Genomic DNA, 16,695 nt, shown 5'->3' with positions numbered 1-16,695 from the left:
ATCCGAATAGCCCCATCAGCATTCTTTGCCCCGCTGTCACCACGGTGACAACCCCGGTTCTTACTCTGCGAGCGCATTGCGGCAAACGCAATCCGCCACGCGGCACCTGCCGCCGGCGCACAACAACGCAGATGAACAGGGGAATCAAAGATGGCAGGGAACCTTGCACCGGGCAGGCTGGCGGGGATGTCGCGCGGCCGTGTGCTGGCCGCCACCATGATCGCCGCACTGGCGGCAACACTGGCCGGCTGCGGCGGCGGCGATGACGCCGCGCCGACAACCGCACCGAACGACACCACCATCAAGACCCCGCCGCCTGCCGGTGCCGGCGGCCCGCGCGTGCTGCTGGTCGGTGTTGACGGTGCCACCTATGCCCAGGTGCAGGGCGCGCTGCTGCGCCGTGAGCTGCCCAACCTGGCCCGGCTGAACCTGGTGCCCACAGCCACCGGCGGCATGCCCGGCACCATCACCGCGCAGCCGCCGCTGGACGCGCCCAGCTGGGCCACGGTGCTGACCGGCGCCTGGGCCAACCGCCACGGCATCGAAGACGATACCGGCAGCACCGCACTGCAGGCTCCCACCGTATTCCGCTACCTGCGCGCGGCCGGCAAACCCGGCCTGCAGCAAGGCGCATCCACCAGTTCGGGGGCGCTGCCGGGCCTGCTCAAGGCCGAGCAGGAAGCGGGCATGCTCGATACGCTGGTTGACTGCGCCGGGGTCGACAGCTGCGTCACGCAGAACGCCGTGCGGCAGGTGCAGTCCGGCTATGGCGTGGTGTTTGCGCAATACAGCGCGCCGGCACAGGCGGCGGAAGCCGGCGGCTTCGGCAACGGCGCCTATGCCACGGCCCTGGCCGGCATCGACAAGGCGCTGGGCGAGCTGCTCGGCGCCGTCGCCGCGCGCAGCCAGGGGCAGCCCGGTGAAGACTGGCTGGTGATGGTCACCACCAGCCACGGCCTGGATGCCACCGGCGCCACCACCACGGTGCCGACGGTGGAGAACCGCACCGCCTTCCTCGCCACCAACAAGGCGCTCAACGGCGCACTGGCCAAACCTGGCGCAGCAGCGCCGGACACCCCGGCGGACCTGTCCGCGCTGCCGACCGAAGCCGATATCGTCCCCACCGTGCTGTCCCACGCCGGCGTGGCGCTTGACCCAGCCACCACGCGGCTGGACGGTTCCGCGCTGACCGCCGCCACCGCAGGCGTGCGAGCCATCGGCGCCAGCATCAGCCAGTACAACGACGCCATCACGCTGAGCTGGCAGAACCCGACCGAAGCCTTCGGCGTCACCCGCGTCCTGCGCGACGGCGTGCAGATCGCCTCGCTGGGACCTGAGGTGCGGCAGTTCACCGACAAGGCCTTCAACATAGCCACGGGCCTGTACCAGTTCAACTACACGCTGGTGCGCAATGACGTGCCGGTGTCGTACCTGGCGCAGATCCACTACGTCAAGCCGGTCACGCTGGCGCCGACGCTGCTCAATGGCCTGGCCACGTACTTCAGCCTCGACAGCAAGCCGTTCGCCGACGCCAGGAACGCCGCCACGCTCGGCCCCTGGGTGGCAAGCCTCGACGGCGGCACGCTGGCTGCCGACAACTTCAGCGGCCAGTCGCTGCGGCTGGACTCGCGTGTCGACAGCTACAAGCTGGCGTACAACGCTGCCGATATCACGCAAAGCCCGCAATTCACCATCGGCTTCTGGTTCCGCACCGACTGCACCCAGGGCAACGGCACCGGCGAGCCCATCCTGTCCAACAAGAACTACATCTCGGGCGGCAACCCCGGCATTGCCGTCGCGCTGTTCGGCAGCTGCGAGATCCGCTTCAACCTGGGCAGCGGCAGCGGCAAGCGCGACGACATCAACGGCATGAAGGTGTCGGCCAACCAGTGGGCCTACCTGGCGCTGTCGGTCGACGCGGCAGCCAGGCGCTTCAGCGCCTATGTCATCGATCCGGTGCTGGGCTTGCAGAAGACCGAGAACAAGGCGATCGCCAACACCGACGTGACCAAGCTGGCCGGGCTCGGCACCGGCTGGGGCGTGAACGACGATGCCACGCACAACTACGTGGGCAACAACCCCGGCGCGCTCAAGGGTGTGATGGGCTTCAACGACCTGGCGATGTGGACGCGCGTGCTGTCGCTGGACGAGCTGAAGGCCATCACCGGCGCACGCCAGCCGCTGTCCACGCTGAATCCATAAATCCGGCCGGAACCCGCTTCCTCACGGAACGGGTTCCTCACCGACCCTCCCCCCCCCGCCCGATCCCCTGCAGGAGATTGACACCATGACCTTCCGACCTTCCACCCTGGCGCGGCCGCACTGGCTCGCCGCCGTGCTGATGTGCGCAGCGCTCGCCGCCTGCGGCGGCGACTCCGGCGACAGCCCCACCGGCTCGCCCAACGCAACACCGACCACGCCGGGTGCCCCAGGCACCGGCGGCAACCCCGGCCAGGGGAATGGCAGCGACCAGCCTGGCGAGACGCCCGCCGTGAAGCCGCAGCTGCGCTGCGCGCCCTGAAGCCGCGCCTGGCCCGTCTCCCCTCCCGAAACCACCCGGCACAGAATCCATGAACCCGCAAAGCAGACGCAACTTCCTCAAGCTCGCCGGCGGCAGCGCCGCCGCCACCGCCGCGCTGGCGGCCTTCCCGCCGTCCATCCGCCGCGCGCTGGCGATCCCGGCCAACAACGCCACCGGCACCATCCGCGACGTCGAGCACGTGGTCATCCTGATGCAGGAAAACCGCTCGTTCGACAACTACTTCGGCACGCTGCGCGGCGTGCGCGGTTTTGGCGACCGCTTCCCGATCCCGCTGGCGGGCGGCCTGAACGTCTGGCAGCAGACCTATACCAACGGCAGCACCACCCGCACCGTGCTGCCCTATCACCTCGACAGCAGTGCCGGCAATGCGCAGCGCGTCAGCGGCACGCCGCACTCGTACCCGGATGCGCAGAACGCCTGGGACCTGGGCCGCATGAACAAGTGGCCCACCTACAAGCAGACCCAGTCGATGGGCTACTACACCGAGGTCGAGCTGGACTTCCAGGTGGCGCTGGCCAATGCCTTCACCCTCTGCGACGCCTACCATTGCAGCTTCCATGGCGGCACCAACTCCAACCGCCTGTTCCACTGGACCGGCACCAACGACCCCGGCGGCGCCAACGGCGGGCCGGTGATCGACAACAGCGGCGACTCGTTCACTGGGTCGGCCCCGCCTTACACCTGGAAGACCTACCCGGAGCGCCTGGAAGCCGCCGGCGTGAGCTGGAAGGTCTACCAGAACATGCCGGACAACTTCACCGACAACCCGCTTGCGGGTTTCAAGCAATATCGCGACGCCAACGCCGCGCGCGGCAACCAAGCCAACGGCAGCCCCTACCCGGCCTACACCAGCGCCGACGACGCCATCAGCCCGCTGCTCAAGGGCGTGGCCAACACCATGCCTGACGGCGGCTTCCTGCAATCGCTGCGCGACGACGTTGCCGCGGGCAAGCTGCCGCAGGTGTCATGGATCGTGGCGCCGGCGACGTACTCGGAGCACCCCGGGCCTTCCAGCCCGGTGCAGGGCGCCTGGTATACGCAAGAGGTGCTGAATGCCCTGACCGCCAACCCGGCGGTCTGGAGCAAGACCGTGCTGCTGATCAACTTCGACGAGAACGACGGCTACTTCGACCACGTGCCGCCGCCGTGCGCGCCCGCCTACGACGGCGACACGCTGGCCGGCGCCACCACGCTCGACCCGCAACAGGTCAGGCCGGAATACCACGTCGACAAGCACCCCTACGGCCCCGGCCCGCGCGTGCCGATGTACGTGGTCTCGCCATGGAGCCGCGGCGGCTGGGTCAACTCGCAGGTGTCCGACCACACCTCGGTGCTGCGCTTCCTGGAAGCCCGCTTTGGCGTGGCCGAGACCAATATCAGCAGCTTCCGCCGCGCGGTGGCCGGCGACCTGACCTCGGCCTTCAACTTCGTCAGCCCGAACACCAACCCGCTGCCCACGCTGCCCAACCGCGACAAGGCCAGCGCCGATGCCATCCGCACCGCGCAAGGCGTGCTGCCGCAAGTGCCGCTGCCCTCGGCCAGCAGCCAGCAGATGCCGCAGCAGGACACGGGCACGCGCCCGTCGCGCGCCCTGCCCTATGAGCTGCACGTGAGCGCCCGCGAAGACGCCCGCGACCAGCGCGCGGTGTGGCTGCTGTTCAGCAACACCGGCACCGCGGCGGCGGTGTTCCACGTCTACGACCGCCTGCACCTGGACCGCGTGCCGCGCCGCTACATGGTCGAGCCGGGCAAGGAACTGCATGGCAGCTGGGACGTCTTTGCCAGCGACGACGGCAAGTACGACCTGTGGGTGCTTGGCCCCAACGGCTTCCACCGCGCCTTCCGCGGCAACGTGGGGGCCGTGACCGCGGCGGGTGCCAGCGCGCCGGAGATCCGGGTCTGCTATGACATCGCCAACGCCGCGGTGTACGTGGACATGATCAACACCGGCAGCGCCCCCTGCACCTTCACCGTGCAGCCCAACGCCTACCGCACCGACGGTCCCTGGACCTACGAGGTGCCGGCCGGCATGCAGCTGCAGCAGCACTGGCCCGTGGCCCGCCAGGGCAACTGGTACGACTTCACCGTCACTACCGCGCAAGGCGGCTTCACGCGCCGCTTCGCCGGGCGCATCGAAACCGGCAAGGACAGCGTGTCCGATCCGGCGATGGGCCTCAACGGCTGACGCGCAAGTCGCCTGATGGGCAGCGCTGCGCCCGCCCCCGGCCGCTCCGGCCGCGGGCGGGCGTAGCCGTTTTGTCACATTGGCCCGCTAGACTGCGCGGTCGTCCGGGACCTGTCCGGGCTGCCCCCCAACTTTCCTGCGGATGACCATGCTCGGCGACCTGCTGATGACCTTTTTCGAAGTGGCGCGCCAGGGCAGCATCACCATGGCGGCCAGGCAGTTGCGCATCAGCCAGCCCACTGTCACCGGCCGCATCCGCCAGTTGGAAGAGACCTACGGCGTGGAACTGTTCCACCGCCGCGCCAGCCGCGTCGACCTGAGCGACGTGGGCGTGGCGCTGATGCCGGTGGTCGAGCAGCTGATGCAGCAGGAAGGCAATGCCGACTACCTGCTGCGCAACGCCGGCAACCTGCGCTTCGGCAACCTGCGCATCGGCGCCACCGGCCCCTATTACATCCTGCGCGCGGTGGCGGCGTTCCGGCAGCGCTACCCGGCGATCGACGTGAGCCTCGATATCGGCAACTCGCAGCAGATGCTGGAGGCACTGTTCGAGTACCGCATCGACGCCGCGGTGTCGTCGCACCCGGTGGACGATGACCGGCTTGCCTGCATCCGGCTGGCGTCGGACCCGATGGTGCTGGTGGTCCATCCGGACCATGCGCTGGCGCGGCTGCCGCAGGTCGAGCTGCCGCAACTGCGCGGCTGCCACCTGCTGGTGCGCGAGCACGGCTCGATGACGCGCAAGGCCACCGAGACGGCGCTGGCCGCGTGCGGGCTGGAACTGCCGCCGCACACCGTGATCGGCAGCCGCGAGGCCATCTACGAGGCCATCCGCCAGGGTCTGGGCGCCAGCGTGGTGCCGCTTGGCGAGGTGCCGCGCGACCCGCTGCTGCGCGTGGTGCCGTTCGCACAAGGCGCGCCGGTGCTGCATGAATACCTATACTGCCTGCAGAGCCGGCGCGAGACCCGGCTGGTCGGCGCCTTCCTGGATTGCGTGGCGCTGGACGAGCCGCCCGCCGCCACCCACGCCGCCTGACACCCGCATGCCTGCCGCGCCAGACAAAGCGCCAATGCCGGTATCGGAAAACTTGGGTCCTTCATCACCGCGCGGTCACCACGCCGCGCCAAGCTTGCCGGTTTCGCCAACTGAGCTATCCCGCATGCCCGCTGCCCCCCGCCTTGCCCTGTTTGACCTCGACCACACCCTGCTGCCGCTGGACAGCGAGTATGAATGGGCCCGCTACCTCGTCGCCGTGGGCGGCGCCGAGGCTGCCGAGATCGATGCGCACAATGCGCGCTGGCTGGCCGCCTACCAGGCCGGGCGCCTGGACTTTGCCGCCCATGCCCGCTTTGCCCTGGGCCTGCTGGCACGCCACCCGCGCCAACGCCTCACGCAATGGCGCGCGGAGTTCATGCGCGAGGTGATCTTGCCCGCCATCCATCCGGCCGCGCTGGACTTGCTGTCCCGCCACCTCACCGCCGGCGACCTGTGCTGCATCGTCACCGCCACCTGCCGCTTTGTCACCGAACCGATTGCGCGCCAGCTGGGCGTGCCGCACCTGCTCGCGGTAGAGGCCGAACACGACGCGCATGGCGAATTCACCGGCGCGCTGGCCGGCGTGCCGGCCTTCGGCCCCGGCAAGGTGCTGCGGGTGCTGGCGTGGCTCGAGACGCTGGGCATTGCGCACACGGCGCTGGCGCAGGCCACCTTCTATAGCGACTCCCGCAACGACCTGCCGCTGCTGGAAAGCGTTGGCCACCCGGTCGCCGTCAACCCGGATTCAACGCTGCGGGACGCGGCCGAGGCACGCGGGTGGCCGGTCTTGCACCTGTTCGGCACGGCCGGCGTGTCGACCGCCTGAGTCCATGCACCCGCACGCCGGCTTCCCCGAGTACGACCAGCTGCTGGCCTTGCTGGATATGGGCAGCCACGTGCTGGATACGCGGGTGGTCTGCGAAACCATGGTGCAGGGCCGTCGCTTCGGCGTCCATGTCGCCACGCTCGGCAGCCGCGATCCGGGCGCGCCTGCGATCGGCATCTTCGGCGGCATCCACGGGCTGGAACGCATCGGCACGCAGCTGGTGCTGGACTACCTGCGCTCGGTGCTGAGCCGGCTCGCGTGGGACGAGCTGCTGCACCACGAGCTGCAGTCGGTGCGGCTGGTGTTCATGCCGATCATCAACCCCGGCGGCATGTGGGCCGGCACCCGCGCCAACCCCAACGGCGTCGACCTGATGCGCAACGGGCCGCAGGACGCCGATGCGCGCGTGCCCTTCCTGGCCGGCGGCCAGCGCATCGGCGCCTGGCTGCCCTGGTACCGCGGCCCGGCGGGCGCGCCGATGGAAGCGGAAAGCCGCGCGCTGCTGCGCGTGGTGCAGGAAGAACTGCTGCCGCGCCCGCTCAGCTTTGCGGTGGACTGCCATTCGGGCTACGGCTGGCGCGACAGCATCTGGTTTCCGTACGCGGGCACGCGCCGGCCGATGGCGCACCTGCCGGAGATGTACCTGCTCAAGACGCTGTTCGAGCAGGCCCACCCGCACCACGGCTACACCTTCGAGCCGCAAAGCCACCAGTACCTGCTGCACGGCGACTTGTGGGACCATGCCTATGACCTGACGCCGCATGGCAACCTGTTCCTGCCGATGACGCTGGAACTGGGCTCGTGGCTGTGGATCAAGAAAAACCCGCGCCAGCTGTTCTCGCGCGAGGGCATCTTCAACCCGATCAAGGCGCACCGCACCGCGCGCGTGCTGCGCCGGCACGTGAGCCTGTTCGACTTCCTGGGCCGCGTGGCCTTTGCGCCGGATCGCTGGCTGCCGCGCGGCGCGCAGCGCGACGACCTGCTGCTGCAGGCACGCGCACACTGGCAGACGGAGCCGCCGCCATGAGCCGATGGGTATTCTTGCGGGGACTGACGCGGGAATCGCGCCACTGGGGAAGCTTGCCGGCGCGCTGGGAAGCGTCCGGGCTGGGGCGGCCGCTGCTGCCCGACCTGCCCGGCAACGGCGCGCTGTCCGCGCAGCCGGCGCCGTGGAGCGTGCCTGAGATGGTCACCGCGGTGCGGCGCCAGTTGTCGGCCGCCGGCACGCACGGACCCTACCGCGTGCTGGCGATGTCGCTGGGCGCAATGGCCGCGACCGAGTGGGCCAGCGCCTATCCTGAGGAAGTCGGCGGCCTGGTGCTGGTCAATACCAGCATGCGGCCGTTCTGCACGCCGGCGCAGCGCCTGCGGCCGCGCAACTGGGGCAAGCTGCTGCGCGTGGCGCAGCGTTGGCAGGACCGCGCGTACTGCGAGCGGACCATACATGCCATCACCTGTGCGCGCACCGATACGCTAGCGCGCGATATCGAGAACTGGCAGGCCATTGCCGCCGACGCACCGGTGAGCCGCCAATCCGCGCTGGCACAGTTGCTGGCCGCGGCCCGCTACCGTGCCCCCGCCAGTGCGCCGCGCTGCCCGGCACTGCTGCTTGCCTCGGCGGCAGACCGCCTGGTCAACCCGGTGTGCTCGGCGCGCATCGCGCAAGCCTGGGGAGCGCAGTTGCTGACGCACCACTGGGCCGGGCATGACCTGCCCCACGACGACCCGCAATGGCTGTGCAATGCCGTCGCCGGCTCGGTGGTGCTAGGCCGCGGCTAAGGCCTGTTCCGCCGGCATGGCGCTGGTCAGCAGCGCCGCCGCGGCATCCAGCCGGTCCGGCGTGCCAAACAGCCGCGCACTGATCAAGCCGTTCTGCAACGCCCCGAACGCCACCTGCGCCAGCTGCTGCGGCGGCACCGGATAGGGCGACTTGCGCTGCGCGGCGGCGCGCTCGAACAAGCTGGCCAGCCATTGCTCATTGAGCCGGATAAAGTCCTGCATCGCGGCGCGCACGGCGTCTGGCAGCATCAGCACGTCGGCCGACAGCATGCTCACCAGGCAAGCCTGGTCGGTGCCGACACCCGCGAGCAAAGGCGCAAGGTATTGCCGCGCCTGCTCGGCAGGCGGCAGGCTGGCGTCGATCGCATGCAGGCGCGCCCGCCTGCGGACGCCGTATTCGCGCACCGCTTCCAGCACCAGGTCGTCCTTGGACGGGAAGTAATAATGGATGCTCGAGGTCTTGACCCCGACCAGGTCGGCCAGGTCGCGGTAGCTGAAGCCGTTGAACCCCCTGCGGCGGATCAGCACCAGCGCATGTTCGACCAGTTGCTCGCGTACGGATCGGGTGTTCATGGCATTACTCCTCGTCTTGCTGCTGCGCCGTTCAGGCCGGCAGCGTTTGTGCGATCAGCGTGATGAGGGACCCGCTTGCAAAGCAAAGCCCTACCCATCCGCCAAGGATCAACGCAGTGTCACGCCAACGCATGATCAACTCCTGAAGACGGGCCGCACCCAGGCGGCCCGGCGGGTTTCAATGGCCGGCATCACGCCGGCCGGCTCTCAGGCGATGGCGCCGTCGGTATAGGGGTCAGCCTTGCCAACACGGGCACCGTCGGTGTACGGGTCGAAGCTGCGCGACGGTTGGGCCGACACGCCGCTGCGGTCCAGGCCGGCTACGGTGCGGGCACCGTCCGTGTAGGGATCAGCCTTGCCAACGCGCGCACCGTCGGTGTACGGGTCGAAGCTGCGGGCAGGTTGGGCCGACACGCCGCTGCGATCCAGGCCGGCTACCGTGCGGGCACCATCCGTGTAGGGATCAGGCTTGCCAACGCGGGCACCGTCGGTGTACGGGTCGAAGCTGCGGGCAGGTTCGGCCGACACGCCGCTGCGATCCAGGCCGGCTACCGTGCGGGCACCGTCCGTGTACGGATCGGCCTTGCCAACGCGGGCGCCTTCGGTGAACGGATCAAACTTGCCGGTGCGGGCACCTTCGGTGAAGGTGTCGAACTTGCCGGTGCGGAAGGTGTAGCCGTACTTGTCGCCGGCGAAGGTGCTTTCCTGCACGCTGGCCGCTTGCGCAACACCGCCCGCAAGAGCGGCGGCAAGAGTGGCGGCGGTAATCAGGGTCTTGGTGATCTTGGTCATGATGGGCTCCAGGTGCGAAGTTTCGGGATCGCGTCAGTTCGGTATCAGTGGCTGTGGCAGGTTGTTCTTTCGATGCCGCATCTACTAGTAGATAGATAATCAGTCTCGAAAAAATGACCGCCTCCGGTCATGCAATGGGACCGCCACGTTTTCGCCTTGTCTTGCTTGTTGCCGGCGGTGCAGCGCTTCCATGAGTCAAATACTATCTACTACTAGGTAGAGAGTCAAGGAAAAACATTTCTATCGGCCCGATAGCCTATGCCTTCTTGGCTCTATGTCATTGTTTTAAAAGCACTTATCCCGGATCCAAAGGCGCCTGCGGCGATCCGGCTGGCTGCAAATAAAAAGCCGCCATGCAGCTTGCGCCACATGGCGGCTTCAGGCGCGCCACTGATATTGCGCGAAAAACTTAGCCGGCGACGGCGGCCATCAACGTATCGGCGGCGGCTTCCACCCGGTCAGATGTCCCGAACAGGCGCGCCGCAATCAGCCCGCTCTGCAGCGAGCCAAATACCACCTGCGCCAGCCGCGCCGGCGGCACCGGGAACGGCGTGCTGCGCTGCGGCTGCGCGCGCTCCAGCAGGCCGGCCAGCCATTGTTCGTTCATCAGGTAGAAGCCCTGCAGCATCTTGTGCACGGGCTCCGGCAGGCACAGCGTCTCGGTCGACAACATGCCGCACAGGCAGATCTGGTCCGAGCCGCAGCTGGCGCGGAACGGCGCCAGGTAGATGGCGGCCTGCTCGGTGACCGGCAGGCTGGTGTCGATGGAGCGGATGCGCTCGGCCAGGCGGGCGCTGTATTCCTTCACCGCCTCCTGGACCAGATCCTCTTTGGTCGGGAAGTAATAGTGGATGCTGGAGGTCTTGACCCCCACCAGCTCCGCCAGGTCGCGGTAGCTGAAGCCGTTAAAGCCGCGGCGGCGGATCAGGACAAGGGTGTGCTCGAGCAGTTGCTCGCGTACCGATTGCGTTTTCATGAAGGCAGTTTATCTACGCGAAGATAGGCGCTCAAGTTGAAATGCCCCGGGGCTGGGGTAATTCCCTAGCCTCGGGGCATGTTCTCAGGATGCTTTAGCCTGGCAGGACCTGCGCGGCGAAGGTGATCATCGAGCCACTCGTCACGCAAAGCACCAACCATCCGCCAAGCAGCAGGACGCTGTTATGCAAACTCATGATGGACTCCATCGGACGGCAGTCAGCGGGACCGCCGCCGTAAAGGTGTTGGCCGCCGGCCTCACAGCCGGCAGTAATCAGGCGCGGGCGCCGTCGGTGTACGGGTCAAACTTGCCGACGCGCGCGCCGTCCGTGTACGGGTCCAAGCTGCGGGCCGGCTCGGCCGACACACCATTACGGTCCAGGCCAGCCACGGTGCGGTAGCCGTCCGTGTAGGGATCGGTCTTGCCGACGCGTGCGCCGTCGGTGTACGGATCAAACTTGCCGGCGCGGGCGCCTTCCGTGAACGGGTCGAACTTGCCGGTGCGGGCACCTTCCGTGAAGGTATCGAACTTGCCGGCGCGGTAGCTGTAACCGTACTTGTCGCCAGCCGAGGTGTTGTCTTGCACGCTGGCGGCTTGCGCCACGCCACCTGCCAGTGCGGCGGCAAGGGTGGCGGCGGTCATCAGGGTCTTGGCGAACTTGGCATTCATGATGGGCTCCTGGGTGCGATGTTTCGGGATCGCGTCAATTCGGTATCAGTGGCTGTGGCAGGTCGCTCTTTCATGCTGCATCTACCAGTAGATAGATGCCAGGTGCTGAAAAAATGACCGCGCCGGTCATGCAATGGGATCGCCACTTTTCCGCCCGTTCTTGCTTCCTTCCGGCGGTGCAGCGGTGCCATGGACTGAATGCTATCTACTACTAGGTAGATAGTCAAGGCAAAACTTTTCTATCGGGCTGATAGCCGCCTGCTGACGCTGCACGATATGGACGGAAATCCACTTGAGGCACGCGTGCGAATGAACTTTTCTTCACCCGGACGCCGATCGCCTGCTAGCCTGAAGGGAACGCCCTCCCGAAACTTTGCCATGCCTGAAGGCTCCCGCCCCGCTCAGCCGGCATCCCGCCACCGCTGGCTCGCCACCGCCGCGGCACTCGCCGTGGCCGCGGGTGTTGCGCGGCATCTACTGTTTCGTGCGGTGGAACGCAGAGCCTTTGTCACGCCGACGGATGAAACAATGGACGCGGCAGCACCCGACATTTCAGCCCTGACGGTGCGCCACGCCACGTTCGCCAGCGGCAATCGCATCCTGCACGCCGCCTTCATGCCGGCCGCGGACCCCGAAGCGCCGGCGCTGATGGTGTGCCACGGCGACAATGAGAGCCTGCCCGACTGGGCCCCGGTCCAGTCCATGCTGGCCGGCGCGGGCATCGCCTCCTACGTCTTCGACTACAGCGGCTACGGCCGCAGCAGCGGGCGGCCAAGCGTGCGCCGCCTGCGCGAGGATGCGCTGGCCGCCTACCGGCAATTCCTGGCAGCCACGCCGCAGGCAAAACGGCGCGTGGTGCTGGGGCATTCGCTCGGATCGGGCATCCTGCTGGAAGTGGCGCAGCGTTTCGACCCGCAGCCCGACGGCTATGTCATTGCAGCGGGCTTCAGTTCGGCGCGCCTGGCCGCGGTGCAGACCGGGCGCATACCCGCATGGGCCGCATGGCTGCTGCCGGATCCGTGGAACAACGCCGCGCGTGCCAGCCGGCTGGAGCGGCCGCTGCTGGTGGTGCACAGCCGAGACGACGCGGTGATCGTCCCACCCCACGCGGAACGCGTGGCCCGTGCGGCCAGGCATCTGCATGCGCTGGTGATGCTGGATGCCATGCCGCATGACGCAGCCATCCTGCCGGAACATATCGAGGCATTCTGGCCGCCGATCCTGCGCTTTGTGCGCGCGCAGGACGGCGATGCCATGCAGGCACTGTTGGCAGGAAACGACGCGAAATATGAAGGCGATCCGCCTGAAAACACGGATCAGGCAGGCACACCGGGCACTCGCACAGGCACGTTGGCGACAGCAAGCGGCAAGCACGGGCAGTAGGGTCGCGGGACGGCCGGACCCTGGCCGCACAATCTACCGCAGACGTCCGCCACGGGCAATCATCCTTGTGGGCGAGGCGCCACGGCGAGGTGCCCGAGAGACTTTTTGCCGAATTCTTGTCTATATTGGACCCCATGGCACGAGCATCGCAATTTCGCCATTGACAGCACTGGAGGTACTGCCATGCGTTGGCTTGCAAACCTGTTCAGTCCGCCGACCCCGGAGAAAATCGCCGAGAGGGAACTGCAAGACATGAGGCTGACGCTGTTCCAGGCCGAACGGCGCTTGCTGGAAGCGCAGATGCAGGTCGCCTACTACCGCGACATGGTGGCGTTCCTGGAAGATGTCTCGGCCAAGGGCGTGGAAGACGTGGTCGACAAGCGCCGCGCCGCGCCGCCTGCCATGCCGGAGCTGCCGGCACGCACGCCCGGCCTCACCACGGTCCCGATCGTTCCGTCCGCGGCCTGACGCGGCCGGGGCTGGCCCCGACCTGTGCGATACTCGCGCTGCCTGGCGCCCGTGCGGCGCGCAGGCGCACCGTCCACAGGAACCAGCCCCATGAGCGAACTGCTGCCCGCGATCGAAATCGAAACCGCGCCCAATCCCGCCTGCGCCGTTATCTGGATGCATGGGCTGGGCGCCGACGGCAGCGATTTCGCCCCGGTCGTGCCTGAGTTGCGCCTGCCCGCAGCGCCCGGCGTGCGCTTTATCTTCCCGCACGCGCCGGCTATCCCCGTGACCTGCAACGGCGGTTATGTCATGCCAGCCTGGTATGACATTTATTCCCTCGATGAATCCGGCCGACGCGCCGATGAAGCCGGCATCCGTGCCTCTTGCGAAGCCATTCGTGCACTGATTGCGCGCGAGAACGCCCGTGGCATCCCCACGCACCGCATCGTGCTGGCAGGCTTCTCGCAAGGTGGTGCGATTGCCTACACGGCCGGGCTGAGCCATGCCGAGACGCTGGCCGGCATCGTCGCGCTGTCCACGTACATCCCTGCGCCGGCAGCGGTGGCGGTGGCGGCCGAGGCCAACGCCGCCAACGCCACCACGCCCGTGTTTGCCGCCCATGGCACGCAGGACGACGTGGTGCCGCTGCAGCTGGGCGTCGCCGCCCGCGATTTCGTGCAGGCGCGGCAGCACCCGGTGACCTGGCACACCTATCCGATGGGCCATTCGGTCTGCCTGGAAGAGATTGCCGCCATCGGCGCCTGGCTGGCAGCGCGCTTTGCGCAGGCAGCCACCGCGCAGTCCTGATCCGCTCCCTGACAAGATGATTGCCGGCCGCTGCGCCGCGCATCGCACCACCCCGCTAGCATGACCCTCGCCCCACTGCCCAGGATCGATTTCAATACCCGCAAGGCGCTGCTGTTCGCGCTGGCCGCCGAACGGCTGTCGGCCTACTACGAACACCGCCAATGGATGACAGACGCCCAAGGAGCGACGCTGGCCGGCGAATGGCTGTCGCGCTCGAAGCTGCAGTTGCCGCTGTCCGAGCGGCGCCTGTTGTCGGAACTGAGCGACCAGTTCGCGCGCCAGCTGGCTGAATCGCTGTCACGCGAGGCCGGCCTGTATGCTGCGCATGAAATGATGGAAGCGCTCGATCCCAATTACCAGTCGGCCTTCGCCCACGACATGCTGGATGAATGCGAACGGCTGCTGCATGAAAACGGCGTGACGGAATAGCGGGCCCGGCGGCCGGCGGCGTTTGCAAAGATTGACAGTTGCATTGCGCGCGGGCGCGTAAACTTCGCGCACTGATGACGCCCCCCTCCCGCCTACCATGGAACGCAAGCACTGCCTGGCCTGGATCGCGCTGAGCATGATCGCAGCAGCCTTGCTGACACTGCTGTGCCTGATCCTGAATGACCACGCCGAGACCCAGGCCGCCAAAAGGGGCCAGCAAATGGCCGTCCGGGTGAAGCCCGCGGGCACAGGCCTGATCCAGACCCACGCTGCGTCCCCGGCCGCTCAACAGCCGGAGCGGCTGTCGCAGGCCCTGGGCGCGCGGCGCTGAGCCGCATCGGGCGCGCCCCGGCCCGTAACTTCAGAACGACGACCAGTGGTTAAGAAGAACAACAGCACGTGCCGGAGCGCGGGCTTGAGTGTAGGCGCGGTGCCCACCGACGACTGCAAAGAATTGATAAGAGCGCGGTAGCAGCTACGCCACTGCAGGCGCAAGACCTGCACCGCCACAAACGCCGCGCAGCAGCGCGTGCGTCGCCCCACGCTGCGTGCAAACTTCATCGAGCGCTTGAGCCAGTACACCCTTGGCCCATGCGCTCATGCGGCGGTTGTAGTGCCGCCACTGACCCCTCCCCTTGATGGGTGACGTCAGATCTTCCGAACCGACCACTGCCGCCTTGTCCACGATGGTATGGGCGGACTGGTAGGCACTCGTGCGCAACCGCTGCTTCGTGCGGTCCCTGCGCGCCTGCAGTTTCACGCGTCCGAGGTTGCACTTCCTGATGCGCTCGGCCTTGGCGACGCGACCGGCTTTGCGATGGGCTTTTTCAAGGGCATGCAGCCGGTTCCGTGCTTTGCCGGTCCTCGAAACCTGGTCGCTGAAAGCGCTCAGCACGGCGCCGAAGGTCTGCCCATGATGCTCGCCATCTGAATCGGCGAAGGCCTCGGTGTAGCCTTTGTCGACGCCAATTTCCCCCGAACCGCAGGGGCGCCCGTGGGCCTTCGCAGTAGCGTAGTGGATTTCGACCGCGTCACCCTTGACGATCACACGCAGGTTGCAACCCGTGAGGTCCACGTTCTTGCCGTTGCTGTTCGTCGTGAGCTCGATCGGAGGGCCATATTGCCTGGCGATGTGTATGGTGATGACAAGGTGCCCGTCCCTGACGCGGCTCTCATGCTTGTCCGAGCGGACGATGAACTGATTGTCGCAACTCGAAACGCCGTGCCGAAAGTACTTGCGCATCATCCGGTGCAGATACTTGTCTTCGAGCCACTTGTCACTTTTAAGCAGGGTATAGAGCCGCTTTCGCTCTGCCTCGTCGCAGGTCCGCTTCGCGATGGCCTGTCGCACCTTCGCGCATGCGGCCGCCTTGTACGTCAGGATGTCGTTGACGGCGTCCTTCGTGGTCTCGGCTCGGATCGTGCCGTCCACCGCGAGCGACGCATACCAGCCGCCAGCCGTCACTTCCTTGCGGATGTCAGCCGCACTCTTGCCGACGTTCCCCAGCGCGCCGTAGCGACGCCAGAGGTCCGCTCGGACGAACGCCGTCGCCCGGCACACCGCGCGAAGCGCAGGCACGCACGAAGACGTCGCATAGAGAGTGCGGGTGACGGGTGTCATTCCAGGATTTCCTTCGGTTCCTTGCTACCCGGATAGTCTTCCTTGATCTGCTTTTTGTACTTGCGCATGCCGTACAGGCGGCACGAGAACGTATGGACGATGGCAAGCAGGTCCTCAGCCATTTCCTGCTCTGGCGACAGCGATTCCTGATCTCGCACCCGTTCTCGCGCGCAAGATGGTCGAGCAGGTCGAATCCGAAGCGAACGAGCCTTGTGGGCGATAAGAACTCTCTCAATCTCACCGCGCTGGATGCGCTCAATCAGCGCGAGGAAACGCTTGCGCTTGAAGTTCATGCCGCCACCGACTTCCTGAATCCACTCGTCCACAGCAATCGCGCCAGCCCGGCAATATTCCTCCATCGCCGCCACCTGAGATTGCAAGTCGTCGCGCTGTCCAGCGCTACTGACGCGACAGTACACGGCTGTCGATCGCTTCTCAGGCCCGCCGCCAAGTATCGCCCGGACATCGGACTCGTCAAAGTACCGATGTCCGGAAGGCAGGCGCTTAGCCGCCAGGATGCCCTCGCGCTCCCAGCGGCGCACCGTACACGGAGCCCGTCCGATGCGCTTTGCGAATTCGTTGATCCGATAGACTTTTCTCATAGCGAGCAACTATAGATACTTCTGA

18 protein-coding genes are annotated in these 16,695 nt (G+C 67.1%); 12 read left to right on the top strand and 6 right to left on the bottom strand.

Translation table 11 applies throughout. The features are described 5' to 3' along the window. Positions 1-150: 150 nt before the first annotated feature. The 7 genes from CF68_RS04020 to CF68_RS03990 all read left to right on the top strand — a co-directional run bounded on the left by CF68_RS04020 (position 151) and on the right by CF68_RS03990 (position 8,368). On the top strand, positions 151-2,202 hold the full coding sequence (locus CF68_RS04020) for a LamG-like jellyroll fold domain-containing protein (RefSeq protein WP_035816224.1): 2,052 nt from the start codon (positions 151-153) through the stop codon (positions 2,200-2,202). Between the two features lie 85 nt (positions 2,203-2,287). Further along, positions 2,288-2,521 carry a hypothetical protein gene (locus CF68_RS04015; RefSeq protein ID WP_035816223.1) on the top strand — a complete coding sequence of 78 codons (234 nt, stop codon included), beginning with the start codon at positions 2,288-2,290 and terminating at the stop codon, positions 2,519-2,521. 49 nt (positions 2,522-2,570) lie between these two features. Continuing rightward, positions 2,571-4,727: a phosphocholine-specific phospholipase C gene (locus CF68_RS04010; RefSeq protein ID WP_035816222.1), complete on the top strand. Its 2,157-nt coding sequence runs from the start codon at positions 2,571-2,573 to the stop codon at positions 4,725-4,727. Positions 4,728-4,875: 148 nt separating this feature from the next. After that, positions 4,876-5,763 (top strand): LysR substrate-binding domain-containing protein, encoded by an 888-nt coding sequence (locus CF68_RS04005; protein WP_035816220.1) that lies wholly within the window; start codon positions 4,876-4,878, stop codon positions 5,761-5,763. A gap of 124 nt (positions 5,764-5,887) precedes the next feature. Next, the gene (locus tag CF68_RS04000; protein ID WP_035816218.1) at positions 5,888-6,589 is read left to right on the top strand and encodes an HAD family phosphatase; all 702 of its coding nucleotides are present in this window, start codon (positions 5,888-5,890) and stop codon (positions 6,587-6,589) included. A gap of 4 nt (positions 6,590-6,593) precedes the next feature. Then, the gene (locus CF68_RS03995; protein WP_035816216.1) at positions 6,594-7,616 is read left to right on the top strand and encodes a M14 family zinc carboxypeptidase; all 1,023 of its coding nucleotides are present in this window, start codon (positions 6,594-6,596) and stop codon (positions 7,614-7,616) included. Next, positions 7,613-8,368, top strand: coding sequence for an alpha/beta fold hydrolase (locus CF68_RS03990; protein WP_035816214.1), 756 nt, complete (start codon positions 7,613-7,615; stop codon positions 8,366-8,368). Before CF68_RS03995 ends, CF68_RS03990 begins: the two co-directional genes overlap by 4 nt. Here the strand turns inward: CF68_RS03990 and CF68_RS03985 are convergent. From CF68_RS03985 to CF68_RS03970, 4 genes are all read right to left on the bottom strand, one after another. After that, positions 8,354-8,941: a TetR/AcrR family transcriptional regulator gene (locus CF68_RS03985; RefSeq protein ID WP_035816212.1), complete on the bottom strand. Its 588-nt coding sequence runs from the start codon at positions 8,939-8,941 to the stop codon at positions 8,354-8,356. The genes CF68_RS03990 and CF68_RS03985 overlap by 15 nt on opposite strands. A 207-nt stretch (positions 8,942-9,148) precedes the next feature. Then, positions 9,149-9,733 (bottom strand): hypothetical protein, encoded by a 585-nt coding sequence (locus CF68_RS03980; RefSeq protein ID WP_035816211.1) that lies wholly within the window; start codon positions 9,731-9,733, stop codon positions 9,149-9,151. A 409-nt stretch (positions 9,734-10,142) separates the two neighbouring features. After that, entirely contained in the window at positions 10,143-10,709 is a 567-nt protein-coding gene (locus CF68_RS03975) for a TetR/AcrR family transcriptional regulator (RefSeq protein ID WP_035816210.1), read from the bottom strand. A 273-nt stretch (positions 10,710-10,982) separates the two neighbouring features. Continuing rightward, a complete protein-coding gene (locus CF68_RS03970) occupies positions 10,983-11,378 on the bottom strand; it encodes a hypothetical protein (RefSeq protein WP_035816209.1) in 396 nt (131 codons plus the stop codon). 378 nt (positions 11,379-11,756) lie between these two features. On the opposite strand from CF68_RS03970, the gene CF68_RS03965 reads away from it, so the two are divergent. From CF68_RS03965 to CF68_RS03945, 5 genes are all read left to right on the top strand, one after another. After that, the gene (locus CF68_RS03965) at positions 11,757-12,761 is read left to right on the top strand and encodes an alpha/beta hydrolase (protein WP_035816206.1); all 1,005 of its coding nucleotides are present in this window, start codon (positions 11,757-11,759) and stop codon (positions 12,759-12,761) included. Positions 12,762-12,944: 183 nt separating this feature from the next. Then, complete coding sequence (locus CF68_RS03960; RefSeq protein WP_035816204.1) at positions 12,945-13,229, top strand: hypothetical protein; 285 nt, start codon at positions 12,945-12,947, stop codon at positions 13,227-13,229. Between the two features lie 90 nt (positions 13,230-13,319). Further along, positions 13,320-14,018 carry an alpha/beta hydrolase gene (locus CF68_RS03955; protein ID WP_035816202.1) on the top strand — a complete coding sequence of 233 codons (699 nt, stop codon included), beginning with the start codon at positions 13,320-13,322 and terminating at the stop codon, positions 14,016-14,018. 60 nt (positions 14,019-14,078) lie between these two features. Continuing rightward, positions 14,079-14,447: a hypothetical protein gene (locus tag CF68_RS03950; protein ID WP_035816201.1), complete on the top strand. Its 369-nt coding sequence runs from the start codon at positions 14,079-14,081 to the stop codon at positions 14,445-14,447. A gap of 97 nt (positions 14,448-14,544) precedes the next feature. Beyond that, the gene (locus CF68_RS03945; protein WP_035816200.1) at positions 14,545-14,778 is read left to right on the top strand and encodes a hypothetical protein; all 234 of its coding nucleotides are present in this window, start codon (positions 14,545-14,547) and stop codon (positions 14,776-14,778) included. 144 nt (positions 14,779-14,922) lie between these two features. Here the strand turns inward: CF68_RS03945 and CF68_RS03940 are convergent, their stop codons facing one another. Both CF68_RS03940 and CF68_RS03935 read right to left on the bottom strand, forming a co-directional pair. Beyond that, a complete protein-coding gene (locus tag CF68_RS03940; protein WP_235205661.1) occupies positions 14,923-16,068 on the bottom strand; it encodes a transposase in 1,146 nt (381 codons plus the stop codon). Then, a complete protein-coding gene (locus tag CF68_RS03935) occupies positions 16,065-16,670 on the bottom strand; it encodes an IS607 family transposase (RefSeq protein ID WP_035816199.1) in 606 nt (201 codons plus the stop codon). The genes CF68_RS03940 and CF68_RS03935 overlap by 4 nt, the downstream gene beginning before the upstream one ends. Between the last annotated feature and the right edge of the window lie 25 nt (positions 16,671-16,695).

Origin of the sequence: Cupriavidus sp. SK-4, assembly GCF_000611125.1 — a bacterium.
Classification (GTDB): Bacteria; Pseudomonadota; Gammaproteobacteria; order Burkholderiales; family Burkholderiaceae; genus Cupriavidus; species Cupriavidus necator.
The sequence above is the reverse complement of the archived record's forward strand: the minus strand, read 5'-3'. Positions and strand labels throughout refer to the sequence as shown.